Origin of the sequence: Cupriavidus sp. KK10 (assembly GCF_018223725.1) — a bacterium.
Classification (GTDB): domain Bacteria; phylum Pseudomonadota; class Gammaproteobacteria; order Burkholderiales; family Burkholderiaceae; genus Cupriavidus; species Cupriavidus necator.
Genome location: NZ_CP073677.1, coordinates 3,496,438 through 3,521,892 on the forward strand (window position 1 = coordinate 3,496,438; position 25,455 = coordinate 3,521,892).

At 67.9% G+C, this 25,455-nt stretch carries 28 protein-coding genes; 18 read left to right on the forward strand and 10 right to left on the reverse strand.

Translation table 11 applies throughout. The features are described 5' to 3' along the window. Positions 1 to 8: 8 nt before the first annotated feature. The 7 genes from KB879_RS16390 to KB879_RS16420 all read left to right on the forward strand — a co-directional run bounded on the left by KB879_RS16390 (position 9) and on the right by KB879_RS16420 (position 7,518). Positions 9 to 1,139: an ABC transporter substrate-binding protein gene (locus tag KB879_RS16390; protein ID WP_013953824.1), complete on the forward strand. Its 1,131-nt coding sequence runs from the start codon at positions 9 to 11 to the stop codon at positions 1,137 to 1,139. Positions 1,140 to 1,143: 4 nt separating this feature from the next. After that, entirely contained in the window at positions 1,144 to 1,980 is an 837-nt protein-coding gene (locus KB879_RS16395; RefSeq protein WP_211979429.1) for an ABC transporter permease, read from the forward strand. A 12-nt stretch (positions 1,981 to 1,992) separates the two neighbouring features. Next, positions 1,993 to 2,790: an ABC transporter permease gene (locus KB879_RS16400; protein ID WP_013953826.1), complete on the forward strand. Its 798-nt coding sequence runs from the start codon at positions 1,993 to 1,995 to the stop codon at positions 2,788 to 2,790. A gap of 33 nt (positions 2,791 to 2,823) precedes the next feature. After that, a complete protein-coding gene (locus KB879_RS16405) occupies positions 2,824 to 3,618 on the forward strand; it encodes an ABC transporter ATP-binding protein (protein ID WP_013953827.1) in 795 nt (264 codons plus the stop codon). Between the two features lie 30 nt (positions 3,619 to 3,648). Continuing rightward, positions 3,649 to 4,611 (forward strand): TauD/TfdA family dioxygenase, encoded by a 963-nt coding sequence (locus KB879_RS16410; protein ID WP_153953284.1) that lies wholly within the window; start codon positions 3,649 to 3,651, stop codon positions 4,609 to 4,611. A 31-nt stretch (positions 4,612 to 4,642) separates the two neighbouring features. Continuing rightward, positions 4,643 to 6,016 carry an LLM class flavin-dependent oxidoreductase gene (locus tag KB879_RS16415; protein WP_211979430.1) on the forward strand — a complete coding sequence of 458 codons (1,374 nt, stop codon included), beginning with the start codon at positions 4,643 to 4,645 and terminating at the stop codon, positions 6,014 to 6,016. 230 nt (positions 6,017 to 6,246) lie between these two features. Beyond that, complete coding sequence (locus KB879_RS16420) at positions 6,247 to 7,518, forward strand: O-acetylhomoserine aminocarboxypropyltransferase/cysteine synthase family protein (RefSeq protein WP_013953830.1); 1,272 nt, start codon at positions 6,247 to 6,249, stop codon at positions 7,516 to 7,518. Between the two features lie 105 nt (positions 7,519 to 7,623). Here KB879_RS16420 and KB879_RS16425 read toward each other — a convergent pair whose 3' ends face one another. Genes KB879_RS16425 through KB879_RS16435 form a run of 3 tightly spaced genes read right to left on the reverse strand, consistent with a single transcriptional unit; the run spans position 7,624 to position 9,234 of the window. After that, positions 7,624 to 8,583, reverse strand: a complete 960-nt coding sequence (locus KB879_RS16425) for a lysylphosphatidylglycerol synthase domain-containing protein (RefSeq protein ID WP_013953831.1) — start codon at positions 8,581 to 8,583, stop codon at positions 7,624 to 7,626. Beyond that, positions 8,580 to 8,828, reverse strand: a complete 249-nt coding sequence (locus KB879_RS16430; protein ID WP_153954157.1) for a hypothetical protein — start codon at positions 8,826 to 8,828, stop codon at positions 8,580 to 8,582. The genes KB879_RS16425 and KB879_RS16430 overlap by 4 nt, the downstream gene beginning before the upstream one ends. Positions 8,829 to 8,868: 40 nt before the next feature. Then, positions 8,869 to 9,234 (reverse strand): hypothetical protein, encoded by a 366-nt coding sequence (locus tag KB879_RS16435; protein WP_013953832.1) that lies wholly within the window; start codon positions 9,232 to 9,234, stop codon positions 8,869 to 8,871. 184 nt (positions 9,235 to 9,418) lie between these two features. On the opposite strand from KB879_RS16435, the gene KB879_RS16440 reads away from it, so the two are divergent. The 5 genes from KB879_RS16440 (at position 9,419) to KB879_RS16460 (ending at position 14,142) form a co-directional block, all read left to right on the forward strand. After that, complete coding sequence (locus KB879_RS16440; protein ID WP_013953833.1) at positions 9,419 to 10,240, forward strand: MetQ/NlpA family ABC transporter substrate-binding protein; 822 nt, start codon at positions 9,419 to 9,421, stop codon at positions 10,238 to 10,240. A gap of 255 nt (positions 10,241 to 10,495) precedes the next feature. Then, positions 10,496 to 11,581, forward strand: a complete 1,086-nt coding sequence (gene pdhA, locus KB879_RS16445; RefSeq protein ID WP_013953834.1) for a pyruvate dehydrogenase (acetyl-transferring) E1 component subunit alpha — start codon at positions 10,496 to 10,498, stop codon at positions 11,579 to 11,581. Positions 11,582 to 11,626: 45 nt separating this feature from the next. Continuing rightward, the gene (locus KB879_RS16450; protein WP_013953835.1) at positions 11,627 to 12,604 is read left to right on the forward strand and encodes an alpha-ketoacid dehydrogenase subunit beta; all 978 of its coding nucleotides are present in this window, start codon (positions 11,627 to 11,629) and stop codon (positions 12,602 to 12,604) included. 34 nt (positions 12,605 to 12,638) lie between these two features. Next, positions 12,639 to 13,757, forward strand: coding sequence for a dihydrolipoamide acetyltransferase family protein (locus KB879_RS16455; protein WP_153954155.1), 1,119 nt, complete (start codon positions 12,639 to 12,641; stop codon positions 13,755 to 13,757). Positions 13,758 to 13,947: 190 nt separating this feature from the next. After that, on the forward strand, positions 13,948 to 14,142 hold the full coding sequence (locus tag KB879_RS16460) for a hypothetical protein (RefSeq protein ID WP_013953837.1): 195 nt from the start codon (positions 13,948 to 13,950) through the stop codon (positions 14,140 to 14,142). A gap of 1 nt (position 14,143) precedes the next feature. On the opposite strand, the gene KB879_RS16465 is transcribed toward KB879_RS16460, so the two are convergent. Beyond that, the gene (locus KB879_RS16465; protein ID WP_153954154.1) at positions 14,144 to 15,817 is read right to left on the reverse strand and encodes a SulP family inorganic anion transporter; all 1,674 of its coding nucleotides are present in this window, start codon (positions 15,815 to 15,817) and stop codon (positions 14,144 to 14,146) included. 212 nt (positions 15,818 to 16,029) lie between these two features. Here KB879_RS16465 and KB879_RS16470 point away from each other — a divergent pair, with 212 nt between their 5' ends. Both KB879_RS16470 and KB879_RS16475 read left to right on the forward strand, forming a co-directional pair. Beyond that, on the forward strand, positions 16,030 to 16,467 hold the full coding sequence (locus KB879_RS16470; protein WP_153954153.1) for a universal stress protein: 438 nt from the start codon (positions 16,030 to 16,032) through the stop codon (positions 16,465 to 16,467). 94 nt (positions 16,468 to 16,561) lie between these two features. Then, complete coding sequence (locus KB879_RS16475; RefSeq protein WP_013953840.1) at positions 16,562 to 17,218, forward strand: peroxiredoxin; 657 nt, start codon at positions 16,562 to 16,564, stop codon at positions 17,216 to 17,218. Positions 17,219 to 17,496: 278 nt separating this feature from the next. On the opposite strand, the gene KB879_RS16480 is transcribed toward KB879_RS16475, so the two are convergent. The 3 genes from KB879_RS16480 to KB879_RS16490 form a co-directional block, all read right to left on the reverse strand. After that, positions 17,497 to 18,465, reverse strand: coding sequence for a chemotaxis protein (locus KB879_RS16480; protein WP_211979431.1), 969 nt, complete (start codon positions 18,463 to 18,465; stop codon positions 17,497 to 17,499). Positions 18,466 to 18,693: 228 nt separating this feature from the next. Then, positions 18,694 to 18,954 (reverse strand): MoaD/ThiS family protein, encoded by a 261-nt coding sequence (locus tag KB879_RS16485; RefSeq protein ID WP_013953842.1) that lies wholly within the window; start codon positions 18,952 to 18,954, stop codon positions 18,694 to 18,696. Between the two features lie 27 nt (positions 18,955 to 18,981). Beyond that, positions 18,982 to 20,142 (reverse strand): glycosyl hydrolase, encoded by a 1,161-nt coding sequence (locus tag KB879_RS16490; RefSeq protein WP_249221138.1) that lies wholly within the window; start codon positions 20,140 to 20,142, stop codon positions 18,982 to 18,984. Between the two features lie 222 nt (positions 20,143 to 20,364). On the opposite strand from KB879_RS16490, the gene KB879_RS16495 reads away from it, so the two are divergent. Both KB879_RS16495 and KB879_RS16500 read left to right on the forward strand, forming a co-directional pair. Beyond that, positions 20,365 to 20,550 carry a hypothetical protein gene (locus KB879_RS16495; protein ID WP_013953844.1) on the forward strand — a complete coding sequence of 62 codons (186 nt, stop codon included), beginning with the start codon at positions 20,365 to 20,367 and terminating at the stop codon, positions 20,548 to 20,550. Between the two features lie 167 nt (positions 20,551 to 20,717). After that, on the forward strand, positions 20,718 to 21,341 hold the full coding sequence (locus KB879_RS16500) for a hypothetical protein (protein WP_013953845.1): 624 nt from the start codon (positions 20,718 to 20,720) through the stop codon (positions 21,339 to 21,341). Between the two features lie 14 nt (positions 21,342 to 21,355). Here KB879_RS16500 and KB879_RS16505 read toward each other — a convergent pair whose 3' ends face one another. After that, a complete protein-coding gene (locus KB879_RS16505) occupies positions 21,356 to 21,562 on the reverse strand; it encodes a hypothetical protein (RefSeq protein ID WP_013953846.1) in 207 nt (68 codons plus the stop codon). Positions 21,563 to 22,029: 467 nt separating this feature from the next. On the opposite strand from KB879_RS16505, the gene KB879_RS16510 reads away from it, so the two are divergent. Then, positions 22,030 to 23,424, forward strand: coding sequence for an NCS2 family permease (locus KB879_RS16510; protein ID WP_013953847.1), 1,395 nt, complete (start codon positions 22,030 to 22,032; stop codon positions 23,422 to 23,424). 181 nt (positions 23,425 to 23,605) lie between these two features. Here KB879_RS16510 and KB879_RS16515 read toward each other — a convergent pair whose 3' ends face one another. Beyond that, on the reverse strand, positions 23,606 to 24,016 hold the full coding sequence (locus KB879_RS16515; protein ID WP_013953848.1) for a VOC family protein: 411 nt from the start codon (positions 24,014 to 24,016) through the stop codon (positions 23,606 to 23,608). Positions 24,017 to 24,299: 283 nt separating this feature from the next. On the opposite strand from KB879_RS16515, the gene KB879_RS16520 reads away from it, so the two are divergent. Continuing rightward, a complete protein-coding gene (locus tag KB879_RS16520; protein WP_010810880.1) occupies positions 24,300 to 24,608 on the forward strand; it encodes an H-NS histone family protein in 309 nt (102 codons plus the stop codon). A gap of 77 nt (positions 24,609 to 24,685) precedes the next feature. Here KB879_RS16520 and KB879_RS16525 read toward each other — a convergent pair whose 3' ends face one another. After that, the gene (locus tag KB879_RS16525; RefSeq protein WP_228772409.1) at positions 24,686 to 25,303 is read right to left on the reverse strand and encodes a hypothetical protein; all 618 of its coding nucleotides are present in this window, start codon (positions 25,301 to 25,303) and stop codon (positions 24,686 to 24,688) included. Positions 25,304 to 25,455 lie beyond the last annotated feature (152 nt).

A 25,455-nucleotide genomic window follows, 5' to 3' on the forward strand; every position in this document is an offset into this window, starting at 1 on the left:
TCTGCACGATGACGACCCCGCGCCCCCATGCCACCGCTGCACCCACGCTGACCCGCCGCGAGCTGCTGCGCTGCGTGGCCTGGTCCGGGCTGGGCATGGCGGCTTCGCTGTCGCCGCTGTCCGCGTTCAGCGCAAGCCCGGCCGCGCGTCCCGACGTGATCCGCGTCGGCGTGGCCCAGCCCGCCACCGGCACCCCGCCCAGCTTTGCCGGCAGTTCGCTGGCGATTGCCCATGCGCGCGGCTGGCTGGAGGAATCGTTCAAACCGACCGGCACCCGCGTGGAGTGGTTCTTCTTCAAGGGCGCCGGCCCCGCCGTCAACGAGGCGCTCGCCAACCGCCAGCTCGACTTTGCGCTGCAGGGCGACCTGCCGTCCATCGTGGCCCGCTCCGCCGGCCTGAAAACGCGGCTGGTGCTGGCCACCGGCGTGCGCGCCAACATCTACGTGGGCGTGCCACCCGATTCGCCGCTGAAGACGGTCAGCGACCTGCGCGGCAAGCGCGTGTCGCTGTTCAAGGGCACCAATATGCATCTGCCGGCGCTGCGCCTGCTGGAAGCGAACGGGCTCTCCGACAAGGACCTGCGTCTGCTGAACCTGGACACGGCCGGCTACCTGGCGGCGCTGTCCACGCGCGACATCGACGCCGCCATCGGCGCCATGGACATCCTGCGCCTGCGCGACAAGGGCGCGGTGCGCATCCTGTACTCCAGCAAGAACCAGTCGCCGATCTACACACGGCAAAGCCACGTACTGGTGAGCGACGAATTCGCCGGGCGCTATCCGGAGGCCACGCAGCACCTGGTGAAGGCCGCGGTCGAGGCGGCGCGGTGGGCCTCGGACGAGAGCCATCGAGAAGAAGTGCTGCGCACCTGGGCGCGTGCGGGTACGCCTTATGACCACTGGAAGGAAGACTTTGACGGCGAGCCGCTGCGGGTGCGGCTGAACCCGAATTTCGATCCCTTCCTGGTCAGCCGCTACAAGGATGCGGTCGAGCAGGCCTATCGCTTCAAGCTGAGCCGTGCGCGATTTGACGTGGACCAGTGGATCGACCAGCGCTTCCTGAAGGCGGCGCTCACCGACCTGAGCCTGCAGAGCTACTGGCCCGTCTACCAACCCAACGGCAAGATCCTGGGAGCCTGACATCATGTCCGTCGCCGATTCGCTTTCACTGCCCGCCGCCGCAGCGCCGCGCGTGGCTGCTCCGCGCAAGCCACTGCGCTGGCAGGATGCCACACGCTGGCTGCTGGCCTGGCCGGTGCCGCTGGCGCTGCTGCTGGTCTGGTATGTGGCTGCCCGCAATGCCTGGATTCCGCCGCAGGTGCTGCCCGCCCCCGAAGACGTCGCACGCACGCTGGCCGACCTGTGGCAAAGCGGCGAGCTGCAGGCCAACCTGGCGATCAGCGCGCTGCGCGTGGCCGGCGGCTTTGCCGTGGGCCTGGCCGGTGGGCTGGCGCTGGGCGCGGCCATGGGCCTGTCGCCGACCTTGCGCGACTACATCTACCCGACCTTCAAGGCCTTCAGCCAGGTGCCGGTGCTGGGCTGGCTGCCGCTGCTGATGCTGCTGGTCGGCATCGACGAGGCGCTCAAGGTGATCCTGATCGCCAAGGCCGCCTTCGTGCCGGTGGCGCTGAACACGTACAAGGGCATCGGCAGCGTGCCGACCCGCTACCTGGAAGTGGCGCGGGTGCTGCAGCTCACGCGCTGGCAGACGCTGTCGCGCGTGGTGCTGCCCGCCGCGGCCGCGCCGGTGTGGAACGGCGTGCGCTACGGCCTGACGCACGCGTGGCTGGCGCTGGTGGTGGTGGAGCTGCTGGCCTCGTCCGAGGGGCTGGGCTACATGATCGTCTACGGGCGCCAGCTGTTCCAGCTCGACATGGTGCTGGCCGCCGTGGTGGTGGTGGGGGTGGTGGGCTTTGCGCTGGACAAGGCGCTGGCGCTGGCCGAAGGCGCGGTGCTGCGCTGGCGCAAGCCGGGCTTCTGAGGCGAGGCCGCGATGACCACTTCTGTAATCCGCCCCCGTATCCGCCTGCCCCGCGCCCTGCGCGGCTGGGTGCTGCCGCTCGCGTTGCTCGCGCTGTGGTGGGCCGCCGTGCGCTTTGGCTGGACCACTTCGCCGCTGCTGGTGCCGGTCTCCAGCGTCTGGGACACCGCGGTGCGTCAGGTGCAGAGCGGCGCGCTGGCCACGGCATTGGCCGCCAGCCTGTGGCGTGACCTGGCCGGCTTTGCCATCGGCGCCAGCGCCGGGCTGGTGTTCGGCACGGCGCTGGGCCTGTCGCGCCTGTTCGAACGCCTGGTCGGCCCGAGCTTTCACACGGTCAAGCAGATCTCGCTGTTTGCATGGATCCCGCTGATCTCGGTCTGGTTCGGGCTGGGCGATGCCGCCAAGGTGGTGTTCCTGTCGCTGGCCGCATTCTTCCCGGTGGTGCTGAACACCTTCGAAGGCATCCGCGCCGTACCGGCCGACCTGCTCGAGGTTGCGCGCGTCTTGCGATTCAGCCGCACCCAGGTGCTGTGGCGCGTGGTGCTGCCGTCGGCGGCCCCGTCGATTTTCGCCGGCATCCACCTGGGGCTGATCTATGCGTGGCTGGCCACGCTCGGCGCGGAGTACCTGCTGGTATCCGGCAAGGGCATCGGCAACACCATGACCGACGGCCGCGAGAACTTCTGGATGGACCTGGTGATCTTCGGCGTGATCGTGGTCGGCCTGGTCGGCTTCACGCTGAACTGGATCGCCAGCCGCATCGAATCCCGCCTGCTTGCCTGGCGCGGGCGCTCGGTAGCCGCGGGCTGAACCACGCAGCCCCTTATTGAACGGAGACCACAAATGCCACACGCCGGCACGCTAAGCATCGCGCACCTGCACAAGCAGTACGAAGTCGAGGGCCGGGCGCTGCCCGTGCTCGAGGACATCACCCTGACCATCGCCCCGGGCGAGTTCTTCAGCATCGTCGGCGCCAGCGGCTGCGGCAAGTCCACCCTGCTGCGGCTGGTGGTGGGCCTGGAAGAGGATTACCGCGGCGAGATCCTGCTGGACGGCAAGCGCGTATCGGGCACCAGCCTGCAGCGCGGCATCGTGTTCCAGGAGCACCGCCTGTTCCCGTGGCTGACAGTCGAGCAGAACATCCGGCTGGCGCTGCTCAACACGCCGGGCAGCGATGCGGAGAAAGACCGCAACGTTGCCGAGCATATCGCGCTGGTTGGCCTGCGCGGCTTCGAGCAGGCCCATCCGCACCAGCTTTCTGGCGGCATGTCGCAGCGCGTGGCGATTGCGCGGGCACTGGTGACGCGGCCGGAGATCCTACTGCTCGACGAGCCCTTCGGCGCGCTCGATGCCATGACGCGGGCCCACCTGCAGCAGGAACTGCAGCGGATCTGGCAGGCCGAGGGCATCACCATGATCCTGGTCACGCACGACGTCGAGGAAGCCGTCTTCCTGGGCGACCGCGTGGTGGTGATGGAACCCCGGCCCGGCCGCATCCGCCGCGTCCTGCCGGTGGACCTGCCGCATCCGCGCGAACGCGCCGGACTTCCGTTCGCGCGCGTGCGCGATGCCGTGCTGCGCGAATTCGCCGGGCAGGAGCCTGTCGTGCAGCGGGCGCCCGAACCTGAACTCGCCTGACCCAACCCTGATCCCCTCCGGAGCTTCGTGATGACCCAAGCCAACGCTACGCAAGACCAGACCGTCCAGCTCGACATCCACCCGGTTGCCGGCCGCATCGGCGCCGAGATCCGCGGCGTCACGCTGCACGGCGACCTGCCGCCCGCCACCTTCGCCGCCATCCGCGCAGCCTTGCTCAGGCACAAGGTGCTGTTCTTCCGCGACCAGGTGCATCTGGACGATGCCGCACAGCAGGGCTTTGCGCGCCTGTTCGGCGACACCGTGCCGCACCCGACCGTGCCCTCGCGCGACGGCACGCAATTGCTAGAGCTCGACTCGCAGCACGGCGGCCGCGCCAACTCCTGGCATACCGACGTGACCTTCGACCTGGCCTACCCCGCGGTCTCGGTGCTGCGCGCCGTGACCGTTCCCGCCGCCGGCGGCGACACGGTGTGGGCCAACACCGCCGCCGCGTACCAGGACCTGCCCGAGCCGCTGCGCGAACTGGCCGACAAGCTGCGGGCGCTGCACACCAACGACTACGACTACGCGGCCACGCGCGTCAATCCGAGCGACGAAGGGCTGAAGCGCTACCGCGAAGTCTTCACCTCGGCGCTCTACGAGACCGAACACCCGGTGGTGCGCGTGCACCCGGAAACCGGCGAACGCACGCTGGTGCTGGGCCACTTCGTCAAGAAGCTGCTGGACTACGCGTCGGCCGATTCGGCGCACCTGATTGCCGTGCTGCAGGGCCATGTGCACCGTCTGGAGAACACCGTGCGCTGGCGCTGGCGCGCGGGCGACGTCGCCATCTGGGACAACCGCGCCACCCAGCACTACGCCATCAACGACTATGGCGACGCGCACCGCGTGGTGCGCCGCGCCACCGTGGCCGGCGATATACCGGTCGGTGTGGATGGCCGCCGCAGCAAGGCGGTGAAGGCGGGCGTGCGCGGCGAGGGCGCGGCGCCGGCCAACCAGTCCGCCGCTGCCGCGCAACGGCAAGCGGCCTGATCCAGCCAGTGTCTTCCGGGGAGCACGATCGATGTCACAGCAAAAGCCGCCGCGCCAGCTGCATCTGGGCGCCTTTCTCCAGGCCACCGGGCACCATGTCGCCGGGTGGCGCCATCCGGCCGCGCAGGCCGATGCCGGGCGCAACCTGGCGCACTACATCGCGCTGGCGCAGCGCGCCGAGTCCGCGGGGTTCGATGCGCTGTTCCTGGCGGACGGCGTCGCCATCCGCGGCATGGACGATGCCACCCTGCCGCGCACCGCGCGCGCCGCCACCTTCGAGCCGTTGACGCTGCTGTCGGCACTGGCGGCGGTGACGCAGCGCATCGGCCTGGTGGCAACCGTCTCCACCACCTACAACGAGCCCTTTCATGTGGCGCGCAAGTTCGCCTCGCTCGACCACCTCAGCGGCGGCCGCGCGGGCTGGAATGTGGTGACGTCGTGGTCGGATACCGAAGCACGCAACTTCAGCCTCGAACGTCATCCCGCGCATGCTGACCGCTACGCCCGTGCCGAGGAGTTCGTCGACGTGGTGACCGGGCTGTGGGACACCTGGGAGGACGATGCCTTCCTGTACGACAAGGACAGCGGCCGGCATTTCGATGCGGACAAGCTGCACACGCTGGACCATCGCGGCGCGCACTTCCAGGTGCGCGGGCCGCTCAACGTCCCACGCCCGCCGCAGGGCCATCCGGTGATCGTGCAGGCCGGCTCGTCCGAGGCGGGGCAGGAGCTGGCGTCACGCACCGCCGAGGTCATCTTCACCGCGCAGCAGTCGCTGGCCGATGCGCAGGCCTTCTATCGTGGCCTGAAGGCGCGGCTCGCGCGCTATGGCCGCACGCCCGACCAGCTCAAGATCCTGCCTGGCGTGTTCCCGGTGGTAGGCCGCAGCGAGGCCGAGGCGCGGGAGAAATTCGAAGCGCTGCAAAGCCTGATCCATCCGTCGGTGGGGCTGGCCCTGCTGTCGCAGCACCTGGGCGGGATCGACCTGAGCGGCTATCCGCTGGACGGCCCGCTGCCCGACAACCTGGCCGAACCGAACGGCGCCAGGAGCCGCTTCCAGCTGGTTACCGGCCTGGCCCGGCGCGAGCGGCTCACCATCCGCCAGCTGTGCCTGCGCGTGGCCACCGCACGCGGCCACTGGTCGATCCACGGCACGCCACAGTCCATCGCCGACCAGCTGCAGGCGTGGTTCGAGGGCGAGGCCGCCGATGGTTTCAATGTCATGCCGCCCTGGTTGCCGGGCGGGCTCGATGACTTCATCGAACTGGTGCTGCCGGAGCTGCGCCGGCGCGGGCTCTTTCGCGACGGCTATACGGGCACCACGCTACGCGAGCACCTGGGGCTGCGCCGGCCGGAGAACCTGCGCTGGCAGCAGGAAGAACCGCCGCTCGCGGTCGGGGCATGACCCGTGCGCTGCGGCGCCGCGCATATCCAAATGCAATAAGTTTCCTTGCCTCGCGCGAGCGCCGTCGGCAACCATAGCGGCCACGCCGCAGGGGCGTGCGCGGGCCGGCTGTTACCATCGCACGGCCTGGTGCGCCCGCGCGGCGCACCGCTCGGCATGCCCGGCGCCACGGCAGGCCTTGCCCCGTCGCGCCGGTCCGGCACCCAACAGCGAGACGAAGAGAGAAGAAGATGAGACTCGAAACCCTGGCCGTCCATGGCGGCTATTCGCCCGATCCCACCACGCGCGCGGTGGCCGTGCCCATCTACCAGACGGTGGCCTACGCCTTCGACAGCGCCCAGCACGGCGCCGACCTGTTCGACCTGAAGGTGGCCGGCAATATCTACAGCCGGATCATGAACCCGACCAACGACGTGCTGGAGCAGCGCCTGGCCGCGCTCGAGGGCGGCGTGGGCGCGCTGGCGCTGGCGTCCGGCATGGCGGCGATCACGTATGCGATCCAGACCATTGCCGAGGCCGGCGACAACATCGTCTCGTCGAGCCAGCTCTATGGCGGCACCTACAACCTGCTGGCACACACGCTGCCGCAGTCCGGCATCGAGACCCGCTTTGCCGATGGCCGCAACCCGGCCAGCTTCGGCGACCTGATCGACGCGCGCACCAAGGCGATCTTCGTGGAGTCGGTGGGCAACCCGCTCGGCAACGTCGTGGATATCGAAGCCATTGCGCGCGTGGCGCACAACCACGGCGTGCCGCTGATCGTCGACAACACGGTGCCGTCGCCCTACCTGTGCCGGCCGTTCGAGCATGGCGCGGACATCGTCGTGCATTCGCTGACCAAGTACCTGGGCGGCCATGGCAACAGCGTCGGCGGCGCCATCATCGACAGCGGCAAGTTCCCGTGGGCCCAGCACAAGGAGCGCTTCAAGCGCCTGAACGAGCCCGACGTGTCGTACCACGGCGTGGTCTACACCGAGGCGCTGGGCCCGGCGGCCTATATCGGCCGCGCGCGCGTGGTGCCGCTGCGCAATACCGGCGCGGCGCTGTCGCCGTTCAATGCCTTCCTGATCCTGCAGGGCATCGAGACCCTGGCGCTGCGGCTGGACCGCATCACCGAGAACGCGCTGGCGATCGCCCGCCACCTGCAGCAGCATCCCAAGGTGGACTGGGTCAACTTTGCCGGCCTGCCCGACCATGCCGACCACGCGCTGGTGCAGAAGTACCTGGGCGGGCGAGGTCCCGGCATCTTGTCGTTCGGCCTGAAGCAAGGCGGCCGCGAAGGCGGCGCGCGCTTCCTGGATGCGCTGCAGCTGTTCACGCGGCTGGTCAATATCGGCGATGCCAAGTCGCTGGCCACGCATCCGGCGTCGACCACGCATCGGCAACTCAATGCGGATGAACTGAAGGCGGCTGGCGTCAGTGAGGACATGGTGCGGCTTTCCGTCGGCATCGAGCATATCGATGATCTGATCGAGGACCTGGACCGCGCGCTCGCGGCCTGAGCCCAGGCCACAGACGTCAAAGCGACCGGCTGATTTGCTCCCCTCTCCCGCTTGTGGGAGAGGGGCACGGGGTGAGGGCAGGCGGTGGCATACCGCCAGCACAACCTACCCGTCACCACGCTTGCCCTGCGCCTCCAGCACAAAGTAGCTGATCGACCCGATCATCAACGGAATCAGGTAATACAACGCGCGATAGACAATCAGCGCCGCCAGCAGCAGCCCGTGCGGCACCTGCCCGCCCAGCATCGTCAGGAACACGGTCTCGATCACGCCGAGGCCCCCCGGGATCCGCACCACCACGCCCGCCAGCCCCGAGGCCAGCAACACCCCAAGCACCGTGAAGTACCCCGCATGCGTATGCAGCAGCGAATGCAGGATGGCCGCCATCGCCATCCAGTGGGCCGCCGACAACAGGCACTGCAGCGCCGCGAAGCCCACCGACGGCACATGGATGTCATGGTCGCGCACGGTCCGGTGCCGGCCGTGCCAGATAGCACAGGCAGCCAGGTAGGCAGCCGGCACCGCCAGCATCAGCGCGCCCAGCACCCGTGTCAGCGCCGCGGGAATGCCCCATTCCGGCGGCAGCACCACCTGCTGCGCCACCAGGATGCCGCCCGCCAGCAAGGCATACCCGAGCCAGTTGCTGCTCACCACCACCACGAACAGGCTCCAGATCTGTGGCAGGGTCAGCCCGGCGCGCGTGTACAGACGATAACGCACGCCCGCGCCCCCCAGCGTGGCCCCGAGGTTGAGGCTGAGCGTGTAGCTGACATAAGAGATCGCCATCACCCGCCGCGCCGGCAACGGGTGTCCGGCATAGTGGCAGCCAAGCCGATCGAACTGGCTGTACAGCAAGCCGCTCAGCGCAACGAAGGCCGCCGCCGGCACCAGCGTGCGGGCGTTGAAGCCGCGCAGCGCTGCCAGCACCGCGTCCCAGTCGATGGTGCCCAGCTTGCGCGCGATCAGCGCCAGCACCGCGGCAATGAACAGGATGCCGATGGCACGGCGCCACGCGGGCCAGTGCGCGTGCTCGCGGATGGCCGAGAAGGTCGTCGCGCCCATCATTGCGCGCCTCCCCTCGTCGCCGCGCGCCGCAAGGCCGGCCGCAGCAGGGATGTGCAGGAATGCAGGCCTGCGTCCGTCAGCCCGGCATGCAATTTCTGGCCTACCTCGGCTTCAAACAGGATAAAAGTTTCCGGCAGTGCGCTTTCGCGCGCGCACGGGTTCGCGCCGAACCCGCACGACAGGCGGCGCTCCGCGCCGTGCCCTGGCCGGTGGAAACGATTGGAGGCGGACTGCATCGGTGTCATGACCTGAGAAAGCCGCAAACAACGTGCCAGCGCGGGTGCGTCACCCCCCTAAACCCCGGCCACGGCTGCGCCGCCAGCGTGCCAGGGCCGCGGACGCCAGCGCACCGGCGGCGAGCCCGGCAATGAACACCGCGGCAGTGGTCCCCGCCCAGCCCGTCGCGGCGCCCACATCCGCACGGCCCCGCGCGAGGGGCGCGAGCGACTGCCAGTCGACAGCCGTGAACTGCGTCATCGCCTGCGCCCCGTCCAGGCCGTACACGCAGATCTCCCCGCCCGGCAGCTTGCAGAAGCGCTCGCGCGGGCAGGCCTTGAGGATGGCCTGCGGGGCGCCCTCGCCGCAGTTGGCCCCGGCGCTGCGCAAGACCTGGATCGTGACTTCGGGATGCCGGGTAAGTTGTTCGGGCATGGCCGCCTCCAAACCGGTGACGCTGTCCTTCAGCGTAGTGCAGCCAGGCTGCCGGCACCCTTATTCACCAGCGGCATATGACCATGCGGAATAACTCGTTCGCCTATTGCCTGCCTTTCCATACAATGACCCGACGCCGCAGCGGGACGCTGCAGGCCTCCAACAACATGACGGGGAGCATCAGATGCAATACGGGAAATTCGGCTTCGTCGCACGGCTGGCCGCGGCAGTGCTGGCACTGGGCGTGATGCAGGGTGCGGGCGCGGCCGATCCGGACAAGAAGGAAATCCGCTTCGGCGCCACCGCCGGCCCCTACGCCGACCAGATCCGCTATGGCGTGAAGCCGGTGCTGGAAAAGCGCGGCTACAAGGTCACCATCATTGAGTTCAGCGACTACGTGCAGCCCAACCTGGCGCTGGCCGACGGCGCCATCGACGCCAATGCCTTCCAGCACGTGGCCTACCTGAAGAAGTTCTCGGCCGACCGCAAGCTGGCGCTGACCGACGTGATCCAGGTGCCGACCGCGCCGATCGGCATCTACAGCCGCAAGCACAAGGGCCTGGCCGAGGTGAAGCCCGGCAATACCGTGTCGCTGCCGAACGATCCCACCAACCTGGCGCGCGCCATCGCCATCCTGCAGCAGATCGGCTGGGTCACGCTCAAGCCGGGCACCGACCCGATCCGCGCCAGCGAGCGCGACATCGACGCCAACCCGCACAAGCTCAAGCTGATCCAGCTGGAAGCCGCCCAGCTGCCGCGCTCGCTCGATGACGTGGACTATGCCTTCGTCAACGGCAACTATGCGCTGGCCTCCGGCCTTAAGCTGACCTCGGCGCTGGCGCTGGAGAAGATTCCCGACTACTACATGAACCTGGTCGCGGTGAAGACGGCGGACCTGAACAAGCCCTTCGTCAAGGACATCCGAGAGGCCTACGAGTCGGCGGAGTTCAAGACCGTGACGCAGCAGCGCTTTGCGGGCTTCGTGCAACCGCCGTACCAGCGCTGAGGCACACCGCTGTTGCCAGCAGAAAAGCGCCGTCAGGCGCTTTTCTGCGTTGTGGGCAGCACCACCCGCATTGTGCACAGCAAGACGATTTTGCGCCGCGCCCGCCGCGCAAATGCCCTACACTCAAGCTCAAGTCCCCCCGCGCCCAAAAAGCATGGCGGGGATCACAACGCGATCATTGCTGCGGACAGCGCTGCGAAGATCCTCGCGGCCGTCCCTGCGGATCCTGTCGAGACAAGCATCGAGAGACCTGCCATGTCCACGGTTGCGAGCTTCGAGATCGGCTACACGCGCTACCTTGCCCCGCCGGGCGACACCTCCTCCCCCACATCCCCTCCCCCACCCCTTGCCAGCAACCCCGACGCGCTGCTGCCGCTGTACCAGGCGATGGTGCTGACGCGCCAGTTCGACCTGAAAGCGATTGCGCTGCAGCGCACCGGCAAGATCGGCACCTTTGCCTCGGCACTCGGCCAGGAAGCCATCGGCGTGGGCGTGGCCTTTGCGATGCGGCCCGAAGACGTGCTGGTGCCCTCATACCGCGATCACGCAGCGCAGTTTGTGCGCGGCGTCACCATGACCGAGAGCCTGCTGTACTGGGGCGGCGACGAACGCGGCAGCGGCTTTGCGGCGGCGCCGCATGACTTTGCCAACTGCGTGCCGATCGGCACCCAGGTCTGCCACGCGGCCGGAGCCGCCTATGCGTTCCAGCTGCGCGGCGAGCCGCGCGTGGCGGTCTGCCTGCTGGGCGATGGCGGCACCTCCAAGGGCGATTTCTATGAGGGCATGAACATGGCCGGCGCGTGGCACGCGCCGCTGGTGATCGTAATCAACAACAACCAGTGGGCAATCTCGATGCCGCGCAGCGGCCAGACCGCGGCGCAGACGCTGGCGCAGAAGGCCATTGCCGCCGGCATCCCCGGCGAGCAGGTTGACGGCAACGACGTGGTCGCAGTGCGGCACCGCGTCGGCGAGGCCATCGCGCGCGCGCGCGATGGCGGCGGCCCGGCGCTGATCGAGGCCATCACCTACCGCCTGGGCGACCACACCACCGCCGACGACGCCTCGCGCTACCGCGACGAGGCCAGCGTCAAGGCGCACTGGCAGGAAGAACCGCTGCTGCGGCTGCGCACGCACCTGCTGGCGCTGCACGCGTGGGACGCGGCGCGCGAGGAAGCGCTGGTCAAGGCCTGCTCACAGCAGGTGGCGCAGGCCGTCGAGACTTACCTGGCCATGCCGCCGCCGGATCCGGCCGCGATGTTCGACTGCCTGTACGCGGCCATGCCGGCCGAATTGCAGGCGCAGCTGGAGATTGCCCGGCGCTTCCCGGCGCCGCACGGATAAACAGCGAACCCTGTGCCTCCACGTAGCGACCACAACGAGCGAACCATGGCGGAAATCAATCTGGTCGAAGCAGTCAACCTGGCGCTGGCCCATGCGCTGGATCACGATCCCGATGTGCTGCTGCTGGGCGAGGATATCGGCGTCAATGGCGGCGTGTTCCGCGCCACCGCGGGCCTGCAGGCGCGCTTTGGCGCGGCGCGCGTCATGGATACGCCGCTGGCCGAAGGCGGCATCGTCGGCGCCGCGATCGGCATGGCGGCAATGGGGCTCAAGCCCGTGGCCGAGATCCAGTTCACCGGCTTTATCTACCCGGCGGTCGACCACATCATCAACCACGCCGGACGCATGCGGCACCGCACGCGCGGGCGCCTGTCGTGTCCGATGGTGGTGCGCTCCCCCTGCGGTGCCGGCATCCATGCCCCCGAGCATCATTCCGAAAGCCCGGAAGCGATGTTCGCGCATATGCCCGGCATCCGCGTGGTGGTGCCCTCATCGCCCGCACGCGCGTACGGGCTGCTGCTGGCGGCCATCGCCGACCCGGACCCGGTCATCTTCCTCGAACCCACGCGGCTGTACCGCCTGTTCCGCCAGGAAGTGGCCGACGACGGCGCGGCGCTGCCGCTGGACACCTGCTTCACGCTGCGCGAAGGCAGCGACATCACGCTGGTGAGCTGGGGCGCGATGGTGCAGGAGACGCTCGCCGCCGCGGACGCACTGGCCGGCGAGGGCGTGACGACCACGGTCATCGACGTGGCCACGCTCAAGCCGCTGGACATGCAGACCATCCTGGAATCGGTGACACGCACGGGCCGCTGCGTGATCGTGCACGAGGCCCCGCGCACCGCCGGCTTCGGCGCCGAGATCGCGGCGCAGCTGGCCGACGCGGGCCTCTACTCACTGGCAGCGCCGGTGCAGCGCGTGACCGGCTTCGACACCGTGGTGCCGCTGGCGCGGCTGGAATATACCTACCTGCCTGGCGTCGCCCGCATCGTCGACGCGGCGCGCAAGGCGATGGCGGCATAACGCGGGAATTGCCGACGATAGGCAAGGAGTGCCGATGAGAGTCTTCAAGCTGCCCGACCTGGGCGAAGGCCTGCAGGAGGCCGAGATCGTGACCTGGCACGTCAAGACCGGCGAGACCGTGGCCGCTGACCAGCCGCTGCTGTCAGTGGAGACGGCCAAGGCCATCGTGGAAATCCCGTCGCCGTATGCCGGCACCATCGACAAGCTGTTTGCGCAGCCCGGCGATATCGTCCACCTGGGCGCACCGCTGGTCGGCTTCGAGGGTGCGGGCGAGGATGCCGACGCCGGCACCGTGGTGGGCTCGGTCCAGGTCGGCACGCACGTGGTCAATGAAGCCGCGCCTGCGGGCACCGCGGCACCCGCCGCGGCCATGGCCGCGCGCATCAAGGCCACGCCGGCTGTGCGCGCGCTGGCGCGCCAGCTGGGGGTGGACCTGGCAATGGCCACGGCATCGGGCCCCGAGGGCGTGGTCACCGCCGCCGACGTCGAGCGGGTAGCCAGCACGCTGGCCGAGCTGGGCGCGCCGGAACAGCTGCGCGGCGTGCGCCGGGCGATGGCGCAGAACATGGCGCGTGCACAAGCCGAAGTGGCCGCCGCCACCGTGATGGACGACGCCGACATCCACGCCTGGCAGCCCGGCGCCGATGTCACCATCCGGCTGGTGCGCGCCCTGGTGGCCGGCTGCCGCGCCGAGCCCGGCCTCAATGCCTGGTACGAAGGCCAGACCGCCCGCCGCCACGTGCTGAAGAAGATCGACGTCGGCATCGCGGCGGACCTGCCCGAAGGCCTGTTCGTGCCGGTGCTGCGCGACGTCGGCAACCGCGATGCCGCAGACCTGCGCCACGGCCTGGACCGCATGCGCGCCGATATCCGCGCGCGCACCATCGCGCCGGAGGAGATGCGCGGCAACACCATCACGCTGTCCAATTTCGGCATGATCGCGGGACGCTATGCCGCGCCCATCGTGGTGCCGCCGACCGTGGCAATCCTTGGTGCCGGGCGCGTGCGCGAAGAAGTGGTGGCGGCCAGCGGCGTGCCGGCGGTGCACCGGGTGATGCCGCTGAGCCTGACTTTTGACCATCGGGTGGTGACGGGTGGGGAGGCGGCGCGGTTTTTGGCGGCGGTGATTGCGGATCTGGAGATGGCGGTGTAGGGGTGGCCGGATCAGGGCGTCTGCGAACACCGCAGCCCCTCGTGAACGCACCCCTCGCCCGTAAGCGGGAGAGGGGTGCAGACCGCCGGTGTGCTGGCACCAATCGGGCGCTGCGGCGGCCCTGTATATAATGCGTTTCCGATCGCCGCTGCCGTCAAGCCGGACCTATCCGGACAGCCGGACACCCCTCATGGAATCCAAGACCGCCCGCCTTACCATCCTGATCGATCCGGTCAAGAAAAAGGCCTTTGAAACCCTGTGCGCCTCGCAGGACCTGACACCGTCGCAGGTCGTGCGCCAGCTGATCCGCGAATACCTGGCCCAGCATGGCGTGGAATACGCCACCAAGGCCAAGCTTGCGGGCAGCACGCGACAGAAGAAGTAACTCAGCGCGGGGCGTTACCTTCGCCTGCCAGTTCGCTGCAGCGCTGCACCGCCTGCGCCAGCGAATCCACATAGTTGCCCTCCCCCAGCGCCGCCAGCACGCCCGCGCGCGCCAGCTTTTCCCTGACCCGCTCGTTGGCTTCGGCCAGCACCACCGCCACGCCGCGTTTCTGCAGCGTCACGATCACGGCCTCCAGCGTCTGCAGGCCGGTCATGTCCATGAAGGGCACGCGGCCAAGGCGGATCAGCAGCACGCGCGGCTCGGTATGGGTCTGCACCAGCGCGCGCTCGCAGGCTTCCACAGCACCGAAGAAGAACGGCCCGTCGATCACATAGACCAGCACGCTCGGCGGCATCCGCGCGGCCGGGCCGGTGCCGGCGTCGCCCAGTTCGCGCTCTACGTCCACGGCATCCTGGCGCGCCACCTCCACTGACGCCGACATGCGCCGCAGGAACTGCAGCATGGCCAGGATCACGCCGATATTGACCGCCACCACCAGGTCGGTCAGCACGGTCAGGGTGAAGGTGATCAGCAGGATGGCCACGTCGGCGCGCGGCGCGCGGCGGACCATGCGCGCGAACTGGCGCCCCTCGCTCATGTTGTAGGCCACCACGAACAGGATCGCGGCCAGCGTCGCCAGTGGCACGCTGGCCGCGAGCGGCGCCAGGAACAGCAGCACCATCACCAGCGTGAGCGCATGCACCACGCCGGCCAGCGGGCTGTTGCCGCCATTGCGGATATTGGTGGCGGTGCGGGCGATGGCGCCGGTGGCGGCAAACCCGCCGAACAGCGGCGCCAGGATATTGGCGATGCCCTGGCCGACCAGCTCCTGGTTGGAATCGTGCCGAGTGCCCGCCATGCCGTCGGCCACCACCGCGGACAGCAATGACTCGATTGCGCCCAGCATGGCGATGGTGAAGGCCGGCCCGGCCAGTTCCAGCACGCGCGCCAGCGTGATGTCCGGCAGCGCTGGCACGGGCAGCCCGCGCGGCAGGCCGCCAAAGGCGGTGCCGATGGTGGCGACGCCGTCAAAGCGGAACAGCGCCTGCACCGCGGTGGCCACCAGCAGCGCCACCAGCGGCCCGGGGATGCGCCGCAGCCAGCGCACGCGCGGCGCGCCCACTACCAGCGCCAGGCTGCCCAGCGCCAGCGCGGTGGTGGCCGGGTGCCATTGGGGCAGCGCCTGCAGCAGGTGCCAGAATTTTTCGTGGAAATGCTCGCCTGCCACCGGTGGCAGGCCAAAGAAATCGCGCCACTGGCCGACGAAGATGATCACGCCAATGCCAGCCGTGAAGCCGACGATCACCGGCGCGGGAATGAACCGGATCACGCTGCCCAGCCGCGTCAGCCCCATCGCCAGCAGGATCAGGCCCGCCATCAGGGTGGCGATCTGCAGGCCGTCGATGCCGTGGCGCGCGGTCACGGCGGACAACACCACGATAAACGCGCCGGTGGGTCCCGCGATCTGCAGCCGGCTGCCGCCGAACAGCGACACCGCCAGCCCGGCGACGATGGCCGTGTACAGGCCCTGCTCCGGCTTGGCGCCCGACGCGATCGCAAACGCCATGGCCAGCGGCAGCGCCACCACCCCGACGATCACGCCCGACACGATGTTCGGCAGCCAGTTGCCGCGTCGGAACAGTCCGGCCAGCCAAGCTTCGCGCAGCGCGCTCATGCGTCAATCCCTCGGGTTCGTACAGGATGATGATGGTGCATTGGATGATAACAGCATGTTAATGCCCGCCGGCTTGCGGCTTGCGCCGTGATATTCGCCATGTCTGCCCTGTCGCTTATGCCACTCAATTCCTATACTGGATTGGCTCGCCCGGGGCGCACGGGGTACGGGCCCAGGCGGACGCGGCAATCTTCTGCAATCGGAGGCCCATCATGTTCAAGCACCTCCTTGTGCCTACCGACGGCTCCGCACGCGCCGACGCGATGGCGGCCCGCGCCATGGCCTTCGCCAGCCGCATCGGCGCCCGCGTGACCGGGCTGCATGTGATTCCCGAGTACCACGTACTGACCTACCGGCTGACCAGCCTGCAGGACACCAAGGACACCTTTGCCGCAGAGGCCGCGCGCCACGCGGATACCTTTCTGGCCACGCTCAGCCACGCCGCCGCGCAGGCCGGCGTGGCCTGCGAGACCGTCACCGCCACCGACGACCATCCCTGGCAGGCCATCATCCAGTGCGCACACCAGCGCGACTGCGACCTGATCGTGATGTCGTCGCATGGCAAGCGCGGGCTGCAGGCGCTGCTGATCGGCAGCGAGACCCACAAGGTCCTGACCCACAGCACGATCCCGGTGCTGGTCTTCCGCTAGGCGGCGGTCGGGCGAAGAACGAGATAGCGAGATAGCGGGCAACAGTGCGCGCGACGCGCGTTTCCAAACCACGCCAACTGCAAGGAGCGCAACCATGGCGATTCGACTGGGCGAGCAAGCCCCTGATTTCACCGCCGACACCACGGAAGGCAAGATCAGCTTCCATGAGTGGATCGGCGACAACTGGGCCATCCTGTTCTCGCATCCCAAGGACTTCACGCCGGTGTGCACCACCGAACTGGGCTATATGGCCGGGCTCAAGCCCGAGTTCGACAAGCGCAATACCAAGATCATCGGCCTGAGCATCGACCCGGTCGGCGACCACCAGCGCTGGGCCAAGGACATCGAGGAAACGCAAGGCCATGCGATCAACTATCCGATGATCGGCGACGCCGACCTGACCGTGGCCAAGCTCTACGACATGATCCACCCCGAGGCCAGCGGCAGCGGCCCGCGCACGGCGGTAGACAACGCCACCATCCGCTCGGTGTTCATCATCGGCCCGGACAAGAAGGTCAAGGCCATGCTGGTGTACCCGATGAGCGCCGGGCGCAATTTCGACGAGGTGCTGCGCCTGCTGGATTCGCTGCAGCTCAATGCCAAGCACACCGTGGCCACGCCGGTGAACTGGAAGCCGGGCGAGGACGTCATCATCCCGACTTCGGTCTCGGACGAGGATGCCAAGAAGAAGTACCCGCAGGGCTTCAAGACCCTGAAGCCCTACCTGCGCACGGTGGAGCAACCCAAATAAGGGGGGAGCGAGGAGCGCCAGCACCAGGGAGTGCGGCCAGGCGTGGAGGTCACGCCGGCCGCCGCCGGGCCTCCCGGTCAGTCACGGCCGGGAGGCCCGACTTGTCCACAGGAACTATCCACAGCTTCAGTGGATATCCCCCCTCTTGACAACCGCAAAGGGCGCGCCGGCGCTGGAACTCACTGGAGTGCCCGTTTTATAGGCAACCCGCCGGGGTACGGGAATGGTTGCGGGCGTCTGAATTTTGTGCCTGTTGCGATTCTTCCGCCATCAGGCGCTCAGCGCGTCAGCACGTCGCGGATGGTGTCAGCCAGTTCCTTGGCCACGAACTTCGCCACATAGGCGTCCGCGCCCACCTTGCGCACATGCTCCTCGCTGGCCTCTCCCGACAGTGACGAGTGAATCACCACCGGCAGCGACTTCAGCCGGCTATCCGCCTTGATCTTGCGGGTCAGGGTGAAACCGTCCATCTCCGGCATCTCCAGGTCGGTCAGCACCAGCGCCACCTCATCCTGCACTGACTTGCCATGGCTGGCCGCCTCGGCGGCGATGCGGTCAAGCAGCTCCCACGCCTCCTTGCCGGACTTGGTCATCACCACCGGCGCGTCCAGCGCCTTCAGCCCCTGCTCGATCAGGCCGCGCGCCAGTGCCGAATCGTCGGCGGCAATGACCTTGGCGCCCGGGCGCAGGCTCAGCTGCGGGCCGACCGTGCCCGGGTCCACGTCCGGCTGCCGCGTCGGCAGCACATCGCGCAGGATCTGCTCAACGTCCAGCACCTGCACCAGCCGCGACGGGTCCGTGCTCCCCGCGGTGTCCCCGTCCAGCTTGGCGATGCTGGTGACGTGACCGGTCCGCACGCTGGCCTCGGCCGAATGCACCTGGTTCCACTCCAGGCGCACGATTTCCTCCACTGCTTCCACCGCAAAGCCCTGTGTCGAACGTGCATATTCCGTCACCAGCAGGATGCCCAGGCCGCTGCGCGGCTTGCACCCGACCAGCCTGGGCAGGTCGATCACCGGAATCACCTGGCCGCGGATATCCGCCATGCCCAAGATCGACGGATCGGCCCCCACCACGGTCGTCACGTGCGGCATCACCAGGATCTCGCGCACCTTGAAGACATTGATCCCGAACAGCTCCGTCTGGCCGGAGTGCTCGGCATCGCCAAGCCGGAACAGCAGCAGCTCGAACTGGTTGTTGTTGGTGAGGTTGGTCCGTTCGTCGATGTCCCTCATGGAACTGCTCATGCGTTGCTCCCGTGCCGTGCGTGTGGTGTTTGCCGCCGTCGTTGTCGTCTGCCTGCGGCCGCGGCGGATGGCGGACGGCAGGGTTCATGACTGGATATCGGCGGCGGGCCGTTGGGAGTTGAGAGCGGCATGGCCTGTCCTCAGCGATGGGCATGAGGCGCATCGCTCGATGCCCGACGTGATGCGGCATCGTGATGCTGCGTGATGCCGCGTCGCCGGCGATCGGCTTTACCCGCCCGCCAGCGCCTGCAGGATATGCACCTCGTCGGTTTCCTTCAACGCCGCGTCCAGCCGCATCAGCTGCGTGCGATTGACGAAGACGCGGATATACGGCCGCAGCTTGCCCTGCTCATCGACGATGCGAAAGCGCATGCCGGGGAACTGGCGGTCGAGATCGTCGAGCAGTTCAGCAATGCTGGCGCCGCGGGCTTCGACGTATTCGCGCTGTCCGGTATAGGAGAAGAGCGGCGTCGCGATACGGACCTGCATGGAAGTTCTCCGGTCGGCTGATGGCATTCAGGCAGGGCGCGCCACGGTGACCGCGTAGACCTGCGGCAGGTTGCGGGCGATGCATTGCCAGCCCTCGCCCTCATCGGCACTGGCCCAGATCTCGCCACCGGTGGTGCCGAAGTACACGCCCACCGGCGCGTGGCCGTCGGTGGCCATGGCCTGGCGCTTGACGGTGAACCAGCCTTGTTCAGCGGGCAGTCCGCGGTCCTGGCGCTGCCAGGTCTCGCCAGCATCGCGGGTGACATAGGCCGCGGGGCGGCCGCCCGGGCTGACGCGCGGCCAGACGTCGCTGCCGTCCATCGGAAATACCCACACCGTGCGCGGATCACGGCGGTGGGCGACGATGGGGAAGCCGATATCGCCCACCTCCGCCGGCATGGCTTTGCCAATGCGTTTCCACACGCCTTCGCGGCGGTCCATGCGATAGATGCCGCAGTGGTTCTGCTGGTACAGGATGTCCGGATCGGCGGGATGCTGCAGCATGCAGTGCGGGTCCTGGCCGTATTCGGGGTTGGGATCGGGCAGGAAAGTGGCAAGGCTGCCGCGGTTCAGCGGCTTCCAGTCCGCGCCGCCGTCGGTGCTCTCGAACACACCGCCGCTGGACATGCCGATATACAGGTGGCGCGCGTCGCGCGGATCGACCAGCACGGAATGCATCTTGGGGCCGTCGGGCGTGCCGTCCTGCTCGCCGCCGGTCCAGGTGCGCCAGTTCGGGTGGTCGTTGAAGCCGGACACCGGCTCCCAGGTCGCGCCATGGTCGGCGCTGCGGAACAGCCCCTGCGGCGAGGTGCCGGCGTACCAGGTGCCGGGCTCGCTGGCATGGCCGGGCGTGAGCCAGAACACGTGGTCGACGACGCGGCCGGCCTCGCCCTCCGGCGCCTTGTTGAAGGCGGGTGGGCGCGCGGCTTCGGTCCAGTTGCGGCCGCCGTCGGTGGAGCGGAACACGGTCGGGCCCAGGTGGCCGGTGCGCGCCGCCATCAGCATGCGCGACAGGTCGCGCGGGTCCTGCACGATATGGTGGATGGTATGGCCGAGAAACATCGGGCCCTCGATCAGCCAGCTGCGGCGGGCGGCGTCGCTGGTCAGGAACCAGGCGCCCTTGGTGGTGGCCACCAGCAGCCAGACGGGGCCGCTATCGGTTTCGGGAATGGGGGAAGTCGTCATCATGGCTCCTGCAAGAAGGCCGGCGAACGATGCTTCCGAGTCTAGTACATGTAGACAGTGTTCACAATTGAAGGATGACCAAAGCTGTCGGCGGCAGGTCAGCGGCAGCCACAAAGACTGCGAAGTAGAACGGAGTTAAATGCGGAAGCTGGCGACTTAGCTGGACATTATGCACGAAGTGTGGCATAAGCAATGTTCCCCCGATGCTTTCGCGCCCCGACACCCATGCTTCGCACTGCCCGCTTCGCCACCCTGAACCGCCCGGCCCTGCCGGCGGCAGGCGTGCGCGCGGCGCAGCGCCCGGGTGTCGCCATCGACCTGGCCGACCGCTTCCACGCGTACGCCCAGGTCCGCCGCGCCGTGCTTTTCCTGGCCGTGCGGGCAGCTCGGGGCACCACCCTCCAGTCCTGAGCTTTCCCGCACGGCCCATGTCGCGGATGCCATCCGGCACCCGCTTGATCATGCAGCCAGGAGAAAGCCAGACATGTCCCCGCTCTACCGCCATACCTTCTGCGCCATGGTGGCGCTTGCCGCCCTCTACCTGATCCTCAATCCCTGAGCCCCGGCGGAGTCTTGCCATGGTGAATTTCCATGCCCTGCGCGTGCCGGCGCCGGCTTTGCCGCGCGCGCTCGAGCTGCGCATCGACGTTGAGCTGGCGCCGGGCGATATCGAACGCGAACTGGGTGCCCTGCACGACCGCATCGGCCAACCCGGCGACCGCCTGCATGCGATGCCGGCGCTGCCCGCGGGCGCGCCGGGCCTGCGTCTGCGCTATCGCGAGGCCGACGGCGAGTACTACGTGTATGTGGAAGATGTGATGCAGCGCCGGCTGGCCGGTTATACGGTCTTCAACCGGCTGATCGAGGTCGGCCGCCGCGCTGACCCATGGGTACGGGCGCCGCACACAAAGTTTGCGCCCGCTTACCAGCGCCGCGGCCTGGCCAGAGCGCTGTACTGCTGGGCGCTGGACGGCGGGCTGTGCCTGCTGAGCGGGGCGCGCCAGTCGGCCAGTGCCAACGCCCTATGGCAGGCGCTGGCCGCCGATCACCCGATGGGTTATGTGGACCTGCGCCACAAGACGCTGACCTGGCTGGGCCAGGCCGTCGATGCGCCCGTGCGTGAGGGCCTGCATACGCGCATGCTGCTGCTCGGGCGCGGCTGGACGCTGGACGCGTTCATGGCCCGCACTGGCATGTACTGAGGCAGCGCGCCCGCTTACAGCCAGCGGATCGGCGCGCCTTCGCGGGCATTGGCTGCGTACAGGGCCCAGCCCTGGGCAAAGTAAGCGCGCACCCGCGCGGCCAGCGATAGGCCACCGCCCACGCGGGCGTAGTAGGCAACATCGCGTGCCGGCTGGGCGGCGGGCTTCGATGCCTTGGCTTGGGCGGGCTGGCGATAGAGGGTGTCGGCGAGTACTTGCATGGCGAATATCCTTTCCGGTTGGGATGGAAGTTGGTGCGCCTCACGAAGCACATCCAGCCGTGATTCGGCCCGGATCGGGAGGCAGTTCAGGGTTATCCCTAGTATAGAGAAGTTGCGCCTGAATCATCCGGGTCTGTACCTATAGGCCGTATATGGAGTGCGTGATAATGGCCGCCTGCCGCAAGCGCCACCTGATGCGAATCCGCCAATCGAAGTAAATTAATCATCACATTCGATATTCCTCGATGCACATGCCGCGCATTGTCTGCCGGTGATGATGCATGGCGCGTGGTCACCTAGCCTTCAGCCTTGCCCGGATCGCGCCCGCAGAGGCACCGACAAGCGGCACACCGATAACAGCGGGTTGGCCAGGTTTGCGCCTCCAGCCCAGACCAGAACCACGTGAGACAAGCCTGACGACAGTCCGTACGACGGACGTTGCAGCGCCCGCAAGGAGACAGCTCATCATGATCGAACAGCCCTATCCGTCGCCCGCGACGGAAGCCGATGCCGCACGCCCCCAAGTCCCCGAAGTCCGGAGCCGGCTCGACGCGTTCTTCGAGATCACCGCGCGCGGCAGCACCCAGCGCAAGGAAGTGATTGCCGGGGTGACCACCTTTATGGCGATGGTCTACGCCGTCTTTGTCGTGCCCGGCATGCTGGGCAAGGCCGGCTTTGACACCAGCGCGGTCTTTGTCGCGGTGTGCCTGACCACCGCCTTCGGCTCCCTGCTGATGGGCCTGTGGGCCAAGCTGCCGATCGCCATCGGCTGCGCCATCTCGCTGACCGCATTCATGGCCTTCGGGCTGGTGCTGGGGCAGGGCCTGTCGCCGGCGGTCGCGCTCGGCGCCGTGTTCCTGATGGGCGTGATCTTCACCGCGATCTCCGTCACCGGCGTGCGCTCCTGGATCCTGCGCAACCTGCCCGCCGGCGTGGCGCACGGCACCGGCATCGGCATCGGCCTGTTCCTGCTGCTGATCGCCTCGAATGAAGTCGGCCTGGTGGTCAAGAACGCTCACCCCGGCCTGCCAGTGTCGCTGGGCAAGATCACCTCGTTCCCGGTGGTGATGTCGGTGCTGGGCCTGGCCGCGATCTTCGGCCTGGAGCGCCGCAAGGTGCCGGGCGGCATCCTGCTGGTGATCATCGCGATCTCCGCCCTGGGCCTGGCCTTCGACCCGGCGGTGAAGTTCACCGGCGTGTTCGCGCTGCCGTCGCTGAGCGCGCCCGGCCATGAATCGCTGATCGGCGCCATGGACATGCGCGGCGCGCTGACGGCCGCGGTGCTGCCGAGCGTGCTGGCACTGGTGATGACCGCGGTGTTCGACGCCACCGGCACGATCCGCGCTGTCGCCGGACAAGCCGGCCAGCTCAACGCAGCCGGCCATATGCATAACGGCGGGCGCGCGCTGACCGCGGATTCGGTCAGCTCGATCTTCTCGGCGATGTTCGGCGGTGCTCCGGCCGCGGCCTATATCGAGTCGACCGTCGGCGTGGCCGCCGGCGCCAAGACCGGCCTGACCGCGGTGGTGGTGGGACTGCTGTTCGTGGCGGTGATGTTCTTCTCGCCGCTGGCCGGGCTGGTGCCGTCGTACGCCACCGCGCCCGCGCTGATGTACGTGGGCCTGCTGATGCTGTCGAGCGTGAGCCGCCTGCACATGGACGACATGGTCGACGCGATGGCAGGCCTGGTCTGCGCCGTGTTCATCGTGCTGACCTGCAATATCGTGACCGGCATCATGCTGGGCTTCTGCACCCTGGTGGTGGGCCGCGTGGTGGCTGGCGAATGGCGCAAGCTCAATGTCGGCACGGTGGCCATCGCGGTCATGCTGGCTGCGTTCTATGCCGGGGGCTGGGCCATCTGACCCTGCCGAAACCTACTGCCGCGTCCCGGGCGCCACGCCCGGGACGCTGACAACCAGATGTCTCCTCCACCGTGATCCAGGTGGATTTCAAGCCCGGGCTTCCTGCTTTCCCGGGCTGTTTTTTTTGGTGGCTTGCCTGAAAGCTCCCGCGGATGGTGAATGGGGTTTCGCTAAATCGCCTTCATTGCCCGGCCTGCATTGCGGCCATATCCATGTACACCAGTTCCCAGACATGGCCATCCGGATCCTGGAATCCATGCCCGTACATGAATCCCAAATCCATCGGCGGCTTGTAAGTATTGCCACCCGCCGCGACCGCGGCATTGACCATTTCATCCACGCGGGCACGGGTTTCCATCGACAGGCAAACCAGCACCTCCGTCGATTTCCGTGCATCGCAGATTTCATTGGGCGAGAAGCTGCGGAACTTGGCTTCCGTCAGCAGCATCACGAAAATGTTGTCACCGACGATCATGCAGGTGGCAGTGTCGTCGGTAAATTGCGGATTGAAGGAAAAACCCAACTGCGTAAAGAAAGCGATCGACTTTTGCAGGTCGCGGACGGGCAAATTGACAAAGATCTGCTGGCTCATCAGGGGCTCCGGTAGTCGTGTCAGGGGGGCTGCGCCGGGCGCAGACAAGCAGTCTAGGCGCTAAAGTCTCGGCTCGTGCGTATTTTCATTGTCCTTAAATGCAGGCAAAACGGCCGATGAACCGCCCAATACCGGCTGCATCATGGGCTGTGCAACCGTCAATTCAGGCCGGCAAACAATCAGTCCGTGCATTCTCCGTTATTTTTTGTAAAATTTTTTTAGGTGAACCGACACCACAACTTCTAGTACCATGCAGCGGCCTATTTGCAGAAAGGGGATATAAATGGCGACATACAAGCAACTCCTGGCTGAGAAGGAAGCGCTGGAAGCCAAGCTGAATGAAGTGCGTGCGACGGAAGTCGCCGGCGTAATCGACAAAATCCGGGACCTGATGACTGAATACGGCCTGACCGCCGAAGACATCCTGCCCCGCCGCAAGCGTGGCCGCCCGGCTGGTTCGAGCGCCAAGAAGCCTGCATCCGCTTTGCCGCCGAAGTACATGGACCCCAAGACCGGCAAGACCTGGTCGGGCCGCGGCCGTGCGCCGGCATGGCTGGGCAAGCGCCCGGAGCGTTTCCTGATCGAGCAGTAAGCCGCCTGCGCGGCCAGCGGGCGCCTGCCTCAAACGCCCGCTTCAATCGATGGTGCCATCGGTCTGCCGGGCGCGCGCTACTGCGCCTGGCAGACATAGTCCTTGCGCAGCGCCCTGAAGCCCTGCTGGGTCGGCTCCGCCGTCAGGCGCGCACCGCCGTCGGGCAGCGGCTGCATGCGCAATACCTGCGCCGAGCACTGGCTCGCGGTTTCGTCCCGCTGGTAGCGGATCTCATACTGGCCGCCGGCAGCCGGCACGAATGACACGCCCGCCGCGCAACGCAGCTCAGGCAGCGGCGGCACCGCGGCCGACGTCACCGCCACGTAGATACGCCGGCCCGCCTCCACAAGCCGTTCGCGGGTGCGCGCCGGCGGCTCGGGCGAGCGCCCGGCCATGTCCAGGCTCCGGTCCCGCCCCATCGCAGACAACTGCCTGCCGGTTCCCGCCAGCACCAGCGGCCGCGCGGGCACCGGGCATTTGGCCGGATCGACCACGGTGAACGAAGTGTTGTCGTCGGTGCTGGTCAGCAGCCGCACGCTGGCGGCCGGGGCGCCAGCGGGCACCCGGTATTGCGCCACGCAGCCGGACAGCGCCAGCGCGGCGGCAAGCATCGGCAACAAGGCAAGGCGAGGCAGGACTGCGGACGACCGGTCATGGCGCATGGCGGCGGGCAGGTAGAGTCGAAATTGGCCCAACAGCGGGCGTTGGCGGCACGATGGCGGCAAATCTTGTAGGGATGCCACACGATGACAGCGCGGGCAGGCCCGGCCGCGCAGATGCCGCGCGCTCAAACTACCCAGCATACCCCGTATCCGATGCCTTGCGGCAGCCGCACAAACCCATGTTG

Excerpts from the sequence above, each read along its gene's own strand:
- KB879_RS16410 (WP_153953284.1), top strand. The coding sequence starts at position 3,649 with ATGACCCAAGCCAACGCTACGCAAGACCAGACCGTCCAGCTCGACATC.
- KB879_RS16510 (WP_013953847.1), top strand. The coding sequence starts at position 22,030 with ATGATCGAACAGCCCTATCCGTCGCCCGCGACGGAAGCCGATGCCGCA.
- KB879_RS16405 (WP_013953827.1), top strand. The coding sequence starts at position 2,824 with ATGCCACACGCCGGCACGCTAAGCATCGCGCACCTGCACAAGCAGTAC.
- KB879_RS16400 (WP_013953826.1), top strand. The coding sequence starts at position 1,993 with ATGACCACTTCTGTAATCCGCCCCCGTATCCGCCTGCCCCGCGCCCTG.
- KB879_RS16495 (WP_013953844.1), top strand. The coding sequence starts at position 20,365 with ATGCTTCGCACTGCCCGCTTCGCCACCCTGAACCGCCCGGCCCTGCCG.
- KB879_RS16520 (WP_010810880.1), top strand. The coding sequence starts at position 24,300 with ATGGCGACATACAAGCAACTCCTGGCTGAGAAGGAAGCGCTGGAAGCC.
- KB879_RS16485 (WP_013953842.1), bottom strand. The coding sequence starts at position 18,954 with ATGCAGGTCCGTATCGCGACGCCGCTCTTCTCCTATACCGGACAGCGC.
- KB879_RS16450 (WP_013953835.1), top strand. The coding sequence starts at position 11,627 with ATGGCGGAAATCAATCTGGTCGAAGCAGTCAACCTGGCGCTGGCCCAT.
- KB879_RS16500 (WP_013953845.1), top strand. The coding sequence starts at position 20,718 with ATGGTGAATTTCCATGCCCTGCGCGTGCCGGCGCCGGCTTTGCCGCGC.
- KB879_RS16480 (WP_211979431.1), bottom strand. The coding sequence starts at position 18,465 with ATGAGCAGTTCCATGAGGGACATCGACGAACGGACCAACCTCACCAAC.
- KB879_RS16435 (WP_013953832.1), bottom strand. The coding sequence starts at position 9,234 with ATGCCCGAACAACTTACCCGGCATCCCGAAGTCACGATCCAGGTCTTG.
- KB879_RS16420 (WP_013953830.1), top strand. The coding sequence starts at position 6,247 with ATGAGACTCGAAACCCTGGCCGTCCATGGCGGCTATTCGCCCGATCCC.
- KB879_RS16465 (WP_153954154.1), bottom strand. The coding sequence starts at position 15,817 with ATGAGCGCGCTGCGCGAAGCTTGGCTGGCCGGACTGTTCCGACGCGGC.
- KB879_RS16515 (WP_013953848.1), bottom strand. The coding sequence starts at position 24,016 with ATGAGCCAGCAGATCTTTGTCAATTTGCCCGTCCGCGACCTGCAAAAG.
- KB879_RS16395 (WP_211979429.1), top strand. The coding sequence starts at position 1,144 with ATGTCCGTCGCCGATTCGCTTTCACTGCCCGCCGCCGCAGCGCCGCGC.
- KB879_RS16390 (WP_013953824.1), top strand. The coding sequence starts at position 9 with ATGACGACCCCGCGCCCCCATGCCACCGCTGCACCCACGCTGACCCGC.
- KB879_RS16460 (WP_013953837.1), top strand. The coding sequence starts at position 13,948 with ATGGAATCCAAGACCGCCCGCCTTACCATCCTGATCGATCCGGTCAAG.
- KB879_RS16455 (WP_153954155.1), top strand. The coding sequence starts at position 12,639 with ATGAGAGTCTTCAAGCTGCCCGACCTGGGCGAAGGCCTGCAGGAGGCC.
- KB879_RS16505 (WP_013953846.1), bottom strand. The coding sequence starts at position 21,562 with ATGCAAGTACTCGCCGACACCCTCTATCGCCAGCCCGCCCAAGCCAAG.
- KB879_RS16475 (WP_013953840.1), top strand. The coding sequence starts at position 16,562 with ATGGCGATTCGACTGGGCGAGCAAGCCCCTGATTTCACCGCCGACACC.
- KB879_RS16430 (WP_153954157.1), bottom strand. The coding sequence starts at position 8,828 with ATGACACCGATGCAGTCCGCCTCCAATCGTTTCCACCGGCCAGGGCAC.
- KB879_RS16425 (WP_013953831.1), bottom strand. The coding sequence starts at position 8,583 with ATGATGGGCGCGACGACCTTCTCGGCCATCCGCGAGCACGCGCACTGG.
- KB879_RS16470 (WP_153954153.1), top strand. The coding sequence starts at position 16,030 with ATGTTCAAGCACCTCCTTGTGCCTACCGACGGCTCCGCACGCGCCGAC.
- KB879_RS16490 (WP_249221138.1), bottom strand. The coding sequence starts at position 20,142 with ATGATGACGACTTCCCCCATTCCCGAAACCGATAGCGGCCCCGTCTGG.
- KB879_RS16415 (WP_211979430.1), top strand. The coding sequence starts at position 4,643 with ATGTCACAGCAAAAGCCGCCGCGCCAGCTGCATCTGGGCGCCTTTCTC.
- pdhA (WP_013953834.1), top strand. The coding sequence starts at position 10,496 with ATGTCCACGGTTGCGAGCTTCGAGATCGGCTACACGCGCTACCTTGCC.
- KB879_RS16440 (WP_013953833.1), top strand. The coding sequence starts at position 9,419 with ATGCAATACGGGAAATTCGGCTTCGTCGCACGGCTGGCCGCGGCAGTG.